Genomic DNA, 13,959 nt, shown 5'->3' on the forward strand with positions numbered 1-13,959 from the left:
TGTGTCCTAAATGAAGATCAGGAGCCGTTGGATCAAAACCCGCTTTAATCACAAGTGGGCGATCTTTTTGCAATTTTTTCTCTAATTCCTGTTCAGGAAGTATCTCTTCACAACCCCGTTGTAACTCCTCACAGACTGTCGTTTCAATTAACATAACAAAAAAACCTTACTTTTAATGATTGACCTAACATCTTACAGCAGGTATCTTAGCCCGGTTATTATATTCTCGCTAGAGTCTATTGTTGTTTCGAAGAACAGGTAGTAGAACAACTTGGTGAAGAACGATAGACAGATGAATAGATAAACAGAAGCTTAAAAGCTTCCAAGTGGTAATGACTAGTCGCGGCTGTTTCACCAATCGTAAGCTTGGGTTGAAGTACCTTAACTAAGTGGTCAGAACCCAGAAGATGACTGTAATCAATTTACCTAACGTTTTGAGGTCTATTATCAATTTACTGGAATTAAGACAGAATCTGGGGGTTCGGATGAAATAAAGTTCGGATAGACAGAAAACCAGAGTTAACCACAAAATTGATAATGGACTTAAGTAAACCACATTCATCCAGGATGACAGTAGTAAAGGCGAAACATGGATCAACGACCCAATGTCTCATTAGAAAATTCTGCAAAGCCCTCCAAGTTATTGGCTTTAATTGCTTTGGTAATCGCCTGCGCCTTGCCTTTTATTTTAGTGAAGTCTTTTCCTCATAAAAAAGCCGAAAGAAGGCAATTACGACTATCAACACCACATAAAAAAATCCCGACAGAAGCCCCTGTTAATTCTTTGATAAACCAACAAACTATTCCACCCAATTCTTCTGCTACAAAACAAACTCTCAACAAATCTTCTGTGGGCCTTAAGTTACAAGAATCCATAAAAAATAAGTCTGTGGAGACGCATGCAGCACCCCCTGAAATTAAAAAACCTGTTGTTTCAGCAGGACCTGAACCTAAAGACGAATGGAAGATAATCAAAACGCGACGGGGTGATTCGTTTGCTACTGTATTTAATCGCCTGGGTTTAAAACCTCAGACACTACAAACGATTATGCGGGATAATTCACGCTATCGAGATTTGCTAAAATTGAAGCCGAATCAACAACTACAAGTTTTAATTAAAAACAAATTATTAGAAAAAGTAATTATTCCTTATTCAACGACTCAATACGTTCTGCTTTATCGAGAAGGATTACGTTACAATATCAAACTGAATACACACAAAATGGATGTCCAAAATCAATTTATAACGGCAACTGTTCGAGATTCTCTGTATTCTACTGCCAAGCGCCATAATATTCCTTACAAACTTATCCAACAAATGACTGAAATTTTTGCCTGGGAGATTAATTTTGCTAAAGAGGTACGAACAGGCGACCAATTTTCAATTATTTATAAAGCTTCTTATGTAGGAGACAAGTTGGTAAGTACGGGAGATATTGTTGCGGTAAGTTATAAAAATCGTGGAAAACTCTTTCAAGCAACGCAACACACTACCAAAACGGGTCGTTCTGATTATTTCAATCCACAAGGTACAAGCCTGAAAAAAGCGTTTAATCGCTATCCTCTTCGCTTTAGTCACATCAGCTCAACGTTCAGCCTGGCCAGGAATCATCCTATCCTGCGCTATAAAAGACCACATAAAGGTGTGGATCTGGCCGCACCAATTGGGACTCCTATTCTGGCAACAGGAGATGGTCGTATTGAAGTTATTGGCAGACAGAGCGGCTATGGCAACATGATTAAAATAAAGCATGATAAAAAACATAGTACTATTTATGGACATATGTTGAAATTTCAGAAGGGATTGTCCAAAGGTACCTACGTCAGACGTGGCCAGGTTATTGGCTATGTGGGACAAACCGGCTTAGCCACGGGACCTCATTGTCATTATGAGTTTCATATTAATCAACAACCTAAAAATCCAACGACTGTTGAATTACCTCATGGAGAATCAATTCCTGCGAGAGAAATGGCTGCTTTCAAAGCAAACGCCAATACTTTATTAGCACAGTTAAAACTGTTTGAAATGGGACGTCTTGCCAATGCTAATAAGAGAACTCTCAAAACCGGATAAATTTTATAACAAACCTCTGTTCTCAGATAATCATTGCGAATAACTTGCTGACTTGACATCACATAGCAAATTATCTGCTAATTATTTATAATTCGTTCATTCTGTATTATTGCACTTACATTATTGGCTAATAGACTCACGGTTTCATCAATATTACCAAATAACAAATAACGTGAACCTTTACGGGCTTTATAAGAGCAAGCACTTCCTAACAAAAATACTCCTACAGTGGTACCAATTGTAGCGCCTAATCCAACACCTTTTATTGCCGTAACAAGGCCAGTAAAACTTCCCACACTCAATGCAGTAATAATATTACCCACTCCAGGAACTACAAACCCTAATGTTCCACCAAGCATGGCACCACCTATCAAACCTAATGCCGCACCCAAAACCAGTCCTATTAATGCACCTGCTAAAGTACACGCAGCGATAATAAATTTCTGATTCGTTGAAGGGCTTATACAAGTATTTTGATAATTCACAACTTCCGCAAGAAACTTCTCAACGATTTTCTCTTTTGCAACAGGCTCCAATTGGGGATTATGAATATTGAGCATAGCGTGGTTATAGTTTGTAATTAATGTTTGGGTATTAAAAATTATTTCATCTATTTCATCCGTCTGTTCCAATTTTCCTGCAAGTTTAGCTTTACAGGCACGCTCAAATAATACAGATTTTATGGCAGAAAAGTAAAAACGATGACTTTTGTCTACTGCCTCATCCAGTTTTTCAATACGTTCAAGCAGATCAAAGAGTTTTTTATTCTCTTTTATCCATTGATTGAAAAAATTAGCCATTATTAGCTCTTTACCCGCCAAATTTTCATTTTGATAGGAGTTAATCAAATTAACAGCCTGTTCTCTTCTCAGGTGACAAAAATAATTAAGAAACAGTTTTTTTGCATGCCTTTGACGGGCAATAAAATTAGTATAAAGATAGTGAGTAATATCGTGACCTAATCTTTGGCTATCCTGTTTTGACGCATCAGGAATACTTACACCAATTCTTTTTGCAAAACTTAATAAAATATCTCGCCTATCCTTATACAATTCCATTGCTTTGTTAATTTCAATGGTAATCTTGTCTTTTATTTTTTCCTCATCAACCATTGAATACCGAGCTAAGGTATTAAAGAATTCATCCCCATCTTTAATTCCTTCAGGCAATTGATTTTGATAAGCTGGAGGGCCACTTTGGGAAGGACGATAACGCAGTAAATCCATAAAACGGTTAGTATTATGGATTTTACCATCCAGTTTTCTAGGGTTAATGGGTCTAAAATCACCCAGAGCCCCACCAAAATCGATACTCACCGCTCTGGCATTCCAACCGTTAGGAATAAGATGAATTTTACCGTTTTTTTTAATATAAAATTCTTTGCATCGAAAAGCTATGTCTTCAATTTTTTCCTCTACTGACTGTCTCGGCTGTAGCCTATAATCCTCCTTACCTGCCTGATCACGTGTTTTTTTATAATAGCGTCCAGTAAAAATATCATTCTTATAATAAGGAATCAGATCATCAGGACCAGAACGTTCTTTAGCGACTACACCAATATTTTCAAGATTGACATCAGGATCATCAGCAATCGCCCTTAGTGCAATACCGGGGATTAAATCTTGATATCGACCAGAACAAATTATGTCATTAATACAAACGTCCTGTTCTAAATATTTAGGACGTTTTGCCGGTATGGTTTGCCATTTATTATTTTTATTCTTACGTAAAGGGCCATAGAATGGTATTTGATAAGCCAGGTAAGCATCCTGATACAAATCCCGGTACCCCTCAAACACTTCGGAAGCAACGTAGACACCATCATCAGTCCGAACGTAATCCACATTAGCAATTATGTCGGGTTTTTCGCCAATTTCCTGCGCAATAAAACGCATAAACTGACTTGCAAATGCTTCACAAATATTTTTATCTTGCTGAGGATCTTGTTTTAAATAAACTTTAACAGAGCCTACTGCAAATAAACCCCCATATTTACCCGCCTCATTAGCCCCGCCTGTCTTGGATTGTATAAACTGCCAATTATGGGGATTGTCTGTACTATAATCAAAAACAGGTAAACCGTTGCCACCTATTGCCATCCTAATCTCCATTCGAATAATCAAATCACTTTATGCCAAAAATGATTAATGCCCATCAATTTAGTAGAGAAGTTTAGCAATGAAAAATTAAGGTAAACTTAATTAAAGAATAGAACAAAGGTTACTTTGTGCTGGACGAAAAATAGCCATTAACACAAATTACCGACGAAAGTCAGCATCCAATGCTTGATTAAAGATCCCTATGGATGCCGACTCTTTCAATTTTTTGTCTGCCACAAAGCAACGTTATGCAAATAAATAATGACAAATGGCTACACTTGCAATTATACCGGCAAGATCGGCCAATAATCCGGCTGGAATAGCGTGGCGTGTTCTCTGGATACCCACTGAACCAAAGTAAACCGCAATTACATAAAAAGTTGTTTCCGTACTACCCATCATCGTTGCGGCGGTCTTCCCAAGGAATGACTCCCCACCATATTGATGGATAAGTTCTGCCATCATCCCTGTAGAAGCACTACCGGAGAATGGTCTCATCAATGCTAAAGGTAATAATTCAGAAGGCATCCCAAACATAGATAATAGGGGAGCCAACCAGGTTTTTAACAGATCAAAAAAACCAGAAGCTCGTAGCATGCCTATTGCTACTATCATCGCTATTAAGTAAGGCATAATAGCAACGCAGGTTTCAAATCCTTGTTTCGCTCCGGTTGTGAATGCCTCAAATACATTAATTTTTTTTACCATACCGTACAGAGGGATACACACAATAAATGCCAGGAAAATCAGATTTGAAAATTGGTGGGCAAACTCACTCATTGGCTTCTTCTCCAATACGATAAGCTGGCAATTTAGCCAATTTTTTGACCGCAATAATTGCAACCAGTGTGGAAATACTGGTTGCAACCAAGGTACTGAAAATGACACTACTCGGATGCAAACCTCCGTTTGCCGCAAGAAGGGCAATAGCAGTAGCTGGAATTAATTGTATGCTTGAAGTATTAATGGCAAGAAAGGTACACATTGCATTAGTAGCCTCCTGCGCACTCGTATTCAGTCGCTGGAGTTCTTTCATTGCCTGCAAACCAAAAGGAGTCGCTGCGTTAGCCAACCCTAACATATTCGCTGCAATGTTAAGTATCATCGCTCCCATAGCAGGATGTTCGACCGGAACTTCAGGAAATAAACGACGCATTACGGGACGAAGAAGACGCGCAAGCTGGTTAACCAACCCCGACTCTGAAGCAATCCCCATAATTCCTAACCACAGGATCATCATTCCAGCCAACCCCAATACAAGCTCAAAACCAAGCCTGGCAGAATCCGTTACTGCCTGAACGACCTGGTCAAGACGTCCTTGGATTATTCCCACAATGACCGAAAGAAAAATCATTCCAAGCCATATCGCATTTAGCATTCTATACCTCAGCTGCGTAATAGATTAAGATACATGGTTTTGATCAAGGGTGCGCAAGCCATGGCTCTGCATGACTGTTCTATTAATTATTTAAAGCCGTTTGTCTTATCTGTTTCCCTGTGTTTCTTGCCACTTAAAGCAAGTGCTGTTACCCATCCGAAACAGCAGGAAGCGGATAAAACAATCAGCCAACTATATCACAAGCTGAATGCATTGCCGATATCTGATATGTCAACCAGACTTGATGTTATCAGCGCTCAGTTTTTAGGTAAAGTTTACCGGCTTGGTGCGTTAGGAGAAGGAGCAAATGCTCGTTTTGACCAGGAACCCCGATATCGAACTGATGCCTTCGACTGCGATACCTATGTCACTACTGTACTTGCTCTGGCTTTAGCAAACAATAAACATTATTTTGCACAATGTATGCGTAAAGTACGTTATAAACAGGGACATGTAAGTTTTATAACGCGTAACCACTTTATATCACTGGATTGGAACCCTAACAATCAGCATCAACATTTTATTAAAGACATTACTCAATCATTTAAAGATAAAAATAATAAACAAGTAGCAAAAATAGCAGAGGCATTAATTGATAAACTGTCCTGGTATCAACATTTTTCCATTAAAACGATTCGTTTGAATTCGACTAATAAAAAAGAGCAAAAGAAGCGGTTAACTGAATTAAAAGAAAAAGGCAGTCATTTACCTATAACCAAGGCAAGGATACCTTATCTTCCTTTTACAGCTTTATTTGATTCTGCTGGTCATCCTGATCCGTATTTATTTTCCCAAATACCTGATGGGGCAATTATTGAAATTGTAAGACCTGACTGGAATCTACGTAAACAAATCGGCACCAATTTAAATGTTTCACACTTGGGTTTCGCATTTCGAAAACAGGGGATTCTCTATTTTAGACAAGCCTCATCACAGTATGGAGAAGTAGTTGAAGTGCCCTTGATTGACTACCTGCATAAAGTATCAACAAGTCCTACTATTAAAGGAATTAATGTGGAGGTGGTGGTACCCACAAAGCCCTTGGATCAAGGGTGTATCAGTTAATTCTGATCAGATAATACAATACGTTCCAATAGCAATAGTCCTGTTATGAGGTAATTTATAAAACTCAATATTTAAATTGGCAGTATAATTTCGCATAAGAAAAGAAAATAAACTTTCCTGCCAATAAAATAAAAGTGTTTTCTTTTTGCGAGAAGCAATCACATTGGGAATTTCAACAAAATAAGTTGCTGCCTCCACATTCATCTCAAACGGCAATAATTTGCGTTCTTTGGCTTTTAACAAAGCTTTTGGCACCGAAATAGTATCCATAAATCCATAATGAAGTGTTAATTCGCATATGCTAGGGGCCAAGGGTTTTATCTCAAAACGCCTGTTTATCCCTATATAAGGTTTATTTTCAACCACATAATTAACAATTAAAATATTTTCAGGCACTGCAAGACTTAATTTCAAAAAATGAAGAAAACTGCCGCCACTGCGATCATAGGTATCGGTAATAAAAATTGCCGTGATACCCGGGAGTTGATTTAGTGTTTTATAGCGTAGTTGTTTAACAATTTTGGAAATATCTTCTTTTTGCATGTAAAAATTACTTTGCAAATAACGCAAACCCAAATTCCAGGTATACATGATAAATGCAATGACTAAAGCAAAGGAAACAGGAACCCATCCTCCGGTTATAAATTTATGGGCATTCGCTCCCAAAAAAGAAAGATCCACAAATAAAAAAGGGCTAAAAATCAAGAGAACGCGTAGTCGGGACCATGACCAGACCTGGCTGGCTGCGTAAGCAACCATCGTGGTAACCAATAACATGACCAGATTAACAGCAATACCATATGCATGAGCCATGGCACTTGAATTTCTGAAAGTCAAAATAAGTAACAGAGTCCCCGCCAACAATAAAAAATTCATATGGGGAATATAAATTTGCCCTACCTGCTCTTTTGAAGTCTGGATAATAGGAATTCGGGGACTCAAACCTAATAGAATAGCCTGTTTTGTTAAGGAAAATGTAGCAGAAATAACCGCTTGGGAAGCGATTACAGTTGCTACAGTAGAAAGAATCAATAGAGGGGTAAAAAACCAGTTTGGTGAAATTAAATAAAAAGGATTAACAATGGCTTCTGGATGACGTATTAAATAAGCACCCTGGCCAAAATAGTTAAACAACAAACAAGGCAATGCCACAAAAAACCAGCTATAGCGAATTGGATTTTTTCCAAAATGGCCGATATCAGCATAAAGTGCTTCGCCTCCCGTCACTACAAGAAAAACTCCACCTAATAAAAGATAACCTCTAAGACCATTCTCATGAAAAAATTGATACGCGTAGTAAGGATCAATGGCCTGGAGTACTTCAGGATTTTGTATTATCTGAGCAATACCCAAAACAGCGATAGTAATAAACCAAATGAAAAGTAATGGTCCAAAAGCTGCGCCAATTTTTGCAGTCCCTCTGGATTGCATAAGAAATAATAATATTAAAATAGAACACGATAAAGGCACAACAAAATCATCCATTTCTGGTGAAACCGTTTTTAACCCTTCAATCGCACTGGTTACAGAAATTGCGGGGGTTAACATTGCATCTCCCAACAAAAGTCCCGCACTAAAAATTGCTAATAAATAAAAAAGATATTCATGTTTACTTTTCTTTTGTTTAAGTAACGCTAATAGAGCCAATCCTCCACCTTCCCCATCATTATCTGCACGGAAAACAAGAACCAGATATTTAATGGAAATAACAATGATCAATGACCAAAAAATTAATGATAAAACCCCTAAAATATCCACGGGTATGATAGGTAAATCCCCTAATGTTTCCCGTATTGCATATAGAGGACTTGTGCCTATATCGCCAAAGACCACACCTAAAGCGCCCAGAGCCAAGGCAAATTTTTTCTTTGTCTTATCCAAAAGCCACCTCATTAAATCCTTACTTTGTACCGGACGAAAAATAGCTATACGCGATTACTGACGAAAGTCGGCATCCAATATCTGATTAAAGATTCCCATAGATGCTGACTCTTCCAATTAGCCTTAAACACTTGCAAATCCCCACAGGACGTAGGCATCATTACAGGTCAAATAAAACTTAAGGCTAATTGGAATTGCCAACTTCTGTCAGCAATTCGGTACTCTCTGAATTTTTTGTCCGTTACAAATAAATTATTTAAAACACTATAACCTAAGGGAAGCCCAAGATAAAAGGCATTTTCTCTCTGTTGCAAAACAGCAATTAGAACCACAAACAAAATTATGACCTATCCTTTTTAATAAATTACAGACTAACAAAAATTCGATAATTACCTTGCCAGAATATTCATGCTCCTTGTTCTTCGAACCGGACAAAATAGCCCCTAGCGCGAATAACCGACGAAAGTCAGCAATTCAGTATTTTTTGAATTTTTGTCTGATACAAAGCTCGTTGCTAAATAGCCGGGGATCCATAATAATGGAAAAATTAACGGGAAACAGGAATGAGCATGTCACACAAAAGCGCTTTAGGGCACTTGATTTTTTTTGCTTTATCGCTGGTAGCTTTAAGCGGTTGCTTTCATCCGCCTTATAATAATTTCAAACCCTATCGTCGTGCATATAGTACTACTGGACCGGGAGCTGTAGTCGGCACAGCGGCAGTTGCGGCTGCAGGAGGACCCGTTCTTGCTGGTACAGCGATTGGTGCTGCGGTAGGTGCCGCAGTAGGACTTCATAAGGACAGCAAACCTGCGCTCATTAAAGAATTAAAAGGAAGATTTCAGATTGACTACATTGAATATGGGGATACAGTGACTTTTATTGTTCCTGTTGATCGCTATTTTGTATTTAACAGCGCTCGCTTAAATGAACTTTGTTATGCAGGTTTAGCTGATTTAATCAAGCTGATTAAAACATTTCCTCGCTGTTGTCCTATTTACGTTGCTGGTTTTACTGATAATGTAGGCTCCCGTTATCATAAGCGAATGATGTCTCAAGCTCGTGCTGAAACCATGTTAACTTTCCTCTGGGCCAATGGCATACCTGCAAAACGCTTGAATGCAGAAGGATATAGTGATAAACACCCGGTTGGTGATAATAAACTTATCCATGGCAGCGCTTATAATCGCCGCCTGGAAATCCAGTTATTTATGAACTGTGCGACACCCCAGGCAGGTCCCATCCCCTATCTTGGACCTACCAAGTAATCCTCGTTCGGTAATTGGAATAAGTTGATATAAATTTAAAAATGATGTAAGAAAGGTGTGATTTTGTAATAGTCAAGGTTTATAGCCAATACTCTTCTCAAACGCTTTGAGGAATCTGCACACAGGCTTTCTTTAAAACTGTTCTTAATCACACTATGTAAGGTGTAAAATGAAATCTAGATTTATCGGCGGTATTCTCCTTATTGTAGGCACATCAATTGGTGGAGGAATGCTTGCATTACCTGTAGCGAATGCTGCGACAGGCTTTTGGCAATCATCGCTTTTTTTGTTGCTTTGCTGGGCAATAATGACGTTAGGTGCGCTGTTTATTCTCGAAGCTAATCTTTATCTTCCTCCAGGAAAACACATGATATCAATGGCAGCAGCCACCCTGGGGCCTCCAGGATTACTCACTGCCTGGCTAAGTTACATGTTTCTTCTTTACACATTGATCTCTGCTTACATTTCTGGCGGTGCAGATATTTTTGGTCACTTATTCACACAAATAGGATTTGCAATCAGCGAATGGCAAGCCAGCCTTCTTTTTACTGTTTTTTTTGGACTTATCGTTTACGGAGGGATCCGTTGCGTTGACTTTATAAACCGTGGTCTCATGTTTGGCAAATTAGCTGTTTATTTTATTCTTGTTTTGCTAATAGTCCCTCATGTGCAGCTCAGTAAATTTGAAGGAGGAAATTATCGGTATATTACCAGCACCATCATGATACTAATTACTTCTTTTGGCTTCGCTATTATTGTACCCAACCTGCGTGATTATTTTAATGATGATATAAAAACACTGAAAAAAGTAGTTTTTATTGGCTCGCTCATCCCTTTATTATGTTATCTGGCCTGGGACGCAGTGATTATAGGGAGTCTGCCTTCCCAAGGCTCTGAAGGCTTAATTGCCTTAATGAATAACGAGCGCACCACCTCAGCTCTAGCCAATTCGCTATCGAATACAATACAAAATCCTGTTATCAGTTCCCTATTTAATTTTTTTACTTCTATTTGCATGTTAACTGCATTCCTCGGGGTTTCACTCTGTCTTATTAGTTTTTTAGCCGATGGTTTATCTTTAGAACAACGAGGGAAACAAGGGATTATTCTCTTTTTATTGACATTTCTGCCACCCTTACTGATTGTTATCTATTATCCCGGTGCTTATATGCGCGCTCTAGGTTATGCTGGCATGTTTTGTGTTATTTTATTACTGTTATTGCCTGCATTAATGACTTATTGTGGTAGAAAGAAATTTTTCCCTGTTTATAAAGTCCCTGGCGGCAAAACCACTCAATGGATAGTGATTATTTTTTCCGTTGCTTTATTAGTTAATGCCATAAGGGAAATAATTTAAAAATATTCAACAATTCGTCAATCTGAAATAAAATAGGTTATGGGAACCTTCCAGTACATGATGAGTACAGGTATTCTGCTTATAAAAGAATTGAGTATTATGTTGTCCTCCTTGACATAATGTTCGGTTTAATTTACTATATTGATTTAATTTTATACTAATTGGAAGTTATTTTGCCAGATTCAAAGTTTATTGGTGGTATTCTACTTATTGTCGGCACCTCAATAGGAGGTGGCATGTTAGCTTTACCTGTATCAACCGCCGCTGTCGGGTTTACCAATTCTATTTTTTTCTTGATTCTATGCTGGCTAGCGATGACAGTGGGTGCTCTGCTTATTTTAGAGGTTAACTTGCGTTTGCCCGTTGGCAGTAATATGGTATCAATGGCCAAAACAACTTTAGGTATACCAGGACAAATTATTGCCTGGATTACTTATCTTTTACTTCTTTATTCTTTATTAGCCGCTTATATATCAGGTGGCAGCGATGTATTAAGTAGTTTATTGCATAAAATTAATTTAAATCCACCCGGCTGGTTGGCCGCTCTATTTTTCACAGTGATATTCGGTCTTATTGTTTATGGCGGTATTCGCTCGGTAGATTATGTAAATCGTGGCTTAATGTTTGGCAAACTGGGTGTTTATTTGCTGTTAGTTATTATTATTAGCCCCCATATGGACCCTACTACCTTGCAAGGAGGTTCCATAAAAGCGATTACAGGAAGTTTAATGGTTTTGATTACTTCCTTTGGTTTTGCCTCGATTGTACCCAGTTTACGTGAGTATTTTCAGAATGATGTACAAACCTTGAGAAAAGTTATTCTCCTTGGCTCTTTAATACCTTTAACTTGTTATATTCTTTGGGACGCAGTAATTATGGGTGTGATTCCCAAAGAAGGAAATCATGGGTTAATAAGCTTAATGACCAACGAACATGCGACCAGTGGTTTGACTGATTCCTTATCTCATGTAGTAAAAAACCAGTGGATTACTGGTTTTTTCAGCTTCTTTACTTCCATATGTATGATTACTGCCTTTCTTGGCGTCTCTATTGGTTTATTTGATTTCCTGGCTGATGGCTTGACTCTAAAGAAAACTGGCTTACAAGGTAAATCAACACTGGCACTCACTTTTTTACCTCCTTTGGCTATAGTGCTAATTAATCCTGGTATTTATCTGCATGCCTTAAGTTATGCAGGAATTTGTTGTGTTATTTTATTATTGCTCTTACCCGCATTAATGACATGGCGTGCCCGCAAACAGGAACCAACCGGAGGAATTTGGCTTGTCCCGGGCGGCAATTTAAGTCTTGCTTTGATTACATTGAGTGCTTTATTTCTGCTTACTTTTGCTTTTTAAATACTTGTTAACTTTTGCTCAAATTATTCAGGTAAGAGAATGTTTTATTTCACTAGATGATTGTGAAGTTGAAGTCCCCAAGGTATTCTGAATTTGCTTTTCAATTCTTTTATTAATTTTTATAAATAAATTTTCACTAGCTGTTTTATGACCTAACTTTTTTAATATCAAGCTGTAATTTCGATGTTGGAAAATAATACCTTGATTAGAAATTATAAGATGCTCCATTTTTCTTTTAAAAGCAGGCAGATCATTCTTATCGCATGTAATTAATTCGTTATAGACATTTTTTATAGCCTCAAATTTTTCTCTGGTAGAAATACTACGGTGAGTAGAACATAACAGATCATCCAGTCGCTTGTATATATCGATAAATACCTCTCTAATTAACGGAGATATATTCTGAGTTTTTTTCGCATCTAAAGGCTGAGGCAAAATATATAAATGTTGAGCATAACCGTTTTGAAAGATGGTTTTTAACGGCAATGGTTTATAAAACTTTCTTGACACTTTAGCTGAAAGTAAAGGATGAGCAATATAATCCACAATATCAAGAGCCGTTGTACGACAAGTATTCCTTATAGTAAGATTATTTATATTATCTATTACTGATGGATTGACACCCTGATTATTTCCTTGTCTCCATTCCAATTTTATGAGACTACCCGTTTGCTCAACGGGTCTATAACATCTAATAAATGGACTTGCTTTTTCTATCAGATCGATTAATTTCAAATATTGAATATAGTTGATGGCATAAGCACTATAACTTGCCTGTACTTCACGGGGGGTATCATACTGGTTAGCTTCGATGTTGTAACGCCCATGAGCCAGATATTCATTACTTAAAAAAGCTTTAGAGTGAGAAAATAGAACTTCTTTTATTAAAGTTAAAGATGTAGAAAAAGAATATTTACCTACACTCAGCAATAATCTAAATTGCCCTTTTCTTTGCACTCCTGCAACAATGTAAGAGTGGAATCCGGACTGACATAGAGCAATAAAAAATTCATCATCGTCGTTAACATCAACATCTGTATTTATGGAATTAAACATAGTATATACGATCCAAATATATACCGTCTTATCATACATCGTAGAAATAAAAAATTGCCAATAAAGAACATTTAAAAATTAAAATGATTGGTAATTATTAATGAATAAAGGATAGAAAGCAGGTGAGAATAATTTGCAGGAGAGCAGATAAAAAAAAGCGGCCTTAAAGCCGCTTGCTAATAAAGTCCTGGCGATGCCCTACTTTCACATGGGGAGACCCCACACTATCATTGGCGCAAGTCTGTTTCACTGCTGAGTTCGGTAAGGTATCAGGTGGTTCCAGACCGCTATGGTCGCCAGGAAAAACGGTTGTAGTCTGTATTAAACAGACCGGGTAAAGAAAGAGCACGATTCAATCATCCACATTCAGGATAACCTGAAGTTACTCAGGTTATATGGTCAAGACAATCAGCCAATTAGTAC

At 37.8% G+C, this 13,959-nt stretch carries 11 protein-coding genes and 1 rRNA gene (1 of these 12 running past the window's edge); 5 read left to right on the plus strand and 7 right to left on the minus strand.

What is annotated here, in order from left to right:
- Positions 1-154, minus strand: the 5' portion of a protein-coding gene (gene tyrS, locus T345_RS0110115; RefSeq protein WP_028389250.1) for a tyrosine--tRNA ligase. It extends 1,046 nt beyond the left edge of the window; 154 of the gene's 1,200 nt are visible here — the first part of the coding sequence; the start codon lies at positions 152-154; the stop codon falls past the left edge of the window.
- Positions 155-589: 435 nt separating this feature from the next.
- On the opposite strand from tyrS, the gene T345_RS0110120 reads away from it, so the two are divergent.
- Positions 590-2,074, plus strand: a complete 1,485-nt coding sequence (locus tag T345_RS0110120; RefSeq protein ID WP_028389251.1) for a M23 family metallopeptidase — start codon at positions 590-592, stop codon at positions 2,072-2,074.
- A gap of 77 nt (positions 2,075-2,151) precedes the next feature.
- Here T345_RS0110120 and T345_RS0110125 read toward each other — a convergent pair whose 3' ends face one another.
- The 3 genes from T345_RS0110125 to T345_RS0110135 all read right to left on the minus strand — a co-directional run bounded on the left by T345_RS0110125 (position 2,152) and on the right by T345_RS0110135 (position 5,551).
- Positions 2,152-4,173 (minus strand): anion permease, encoded by a 2,022-nt coding sequence (locus T345_RS0110125; RefSeq protein WP_028389252.1) that lies wholly within the window; start codon positions 4,171-4,173, stop codon positions 2,152-2,154.
- Positions 4,174-4,419: 246 nt separating this feature from the next.
- On the minus strand, positions 4,420-4,953 hold the full coding sequence (locus tag T345_RS0110130) for a spore maturation protein (RefSeq protein WP_028389253.1): 534 nt from the start codon (positions 4,951-4,953) through the stop codon (positions 4,420-4,422).
- Positions 4,946-5,551, minus strand: a complete 606-nt coding sequence (locus T345_RS0110135) for a nucleoside recognition domain-containing protein (RefSeq protein WP_028389254.1) — start codon at positions 5,549-5,551, stop codon at positions 4,946-4,948. Before T345_RS0110135 ends, T345_RS0110130 begins: the two co-directional genes overlap by 8 nt.
- A gap of 33 nt (positions 5,552-5,584) precedes the next feature.
- Between T345_RS0110135 and T345_RS0110140 the strand changes: the two genes are divergently transcribed.
- A complete protein-coding gene (locus T345_RS0110140) occupies positions 5,585-6,616 on the plus strand; it encodes an N-acetylmuramoyl-L-alanine amidase-like domain-containing protein (RefSeq protein ID WP_051555238.1) in 1,032 nt (343 codons plus the stop codon).
- Positions 6,617-6,622: 6 nt separating this feature from the next.
- On the opposite strand, the gene T345_RS0110145 is transcribed toward T345_RS0110140, so the two are convergent.
- Positions 6,623-8,509 (minus strand): potassium transporter Kup, encoded by a 1,887-nt coding sequence (locus T345_RS0110145; RefSeq protein ID WP_028389256.1) that lies wholly within the window; start codon positions 8,507-8,509, stop codon positions 6,623-6,625.
- 557 nt (positions 8,510-9,066) lie between these two features.
- Here T345_RS0110145 and cmpA point away from each other — a divergent pair.
- The 3 genes from cmpA (at position 9,067) to T345_RS0110165 (ending at position 12,480) form a co-directional block, all read left to right on the plus strand.
- Positions 9,067-9,765, plus strand: a complete 699-nt coding sequence (gene cmpA / locus T345_RS14120; RefSeq protein WP_035918798.1) for a C-OmpA-like family protein CmpA — start codon at positions 9,067-9,069, stop codon at positions 9,763-9,765.
- A 169-nt stretch (positions 9,766-9,934) separates the two neighbouring features.
- On the plus strand, positions 9,935-11,122 hold the full coding sequence (locus tag T345_RS0110160; protein ID WP_028389257.1) for an amino acid permease: 1,188 nt from the start codon (positions 9,935-9,937) through the stop codon (positions 11,120-11,122).
- 173 nt (positions 11,123-11,295) lie between these two features.
- Positions 11,296-12,480, plus strand: a complete 1,185-nt coding sequence (locus T345_RS0110165; RefSeq protein WP_028389258.1) for an amino acid permease — start codon at positions 11,296-11,298, stop codon at positions 12,478-12,480.
- Positions 12,481-12,507: 27 nt separating this feature from the next.
- Here the strand turns inward: T345_RS0110165 and T345_RS0110170 are convergent, their stop codons facing one another.
- Together T345_RS0110170 and rrf are read right to left on the minus strand one after the other, a co-directional pair.
- Entirely contained in the window at positions 12,508-13,536 is a 1,029-nt protein-coding gene (locus T345_RS0110170) for a hypothetical protein (RefSeq protein ID WP_028389259.1), read from the minus strand.
- A 185-nt stretch (positions 13,537-13,721) separates the two neighbouring features.
- Positions 13,722-13,837 (minus strand): 5S ribosomal RNA (gene rrf, locus T345_RS0110175).
- Positions 13,838-13,959: the final 122 nt, after the last annotated feature.

Source organism: Legionella fairfieldensis ATCC 49588 (genome assembly GCF_000621525.1).
GTDB lineage: Bacteria > Pseudomonadota > Gammaproteobacteria > Legionellales > Legionellaceae > Tatlockia > Tatlockia fairfieldensis.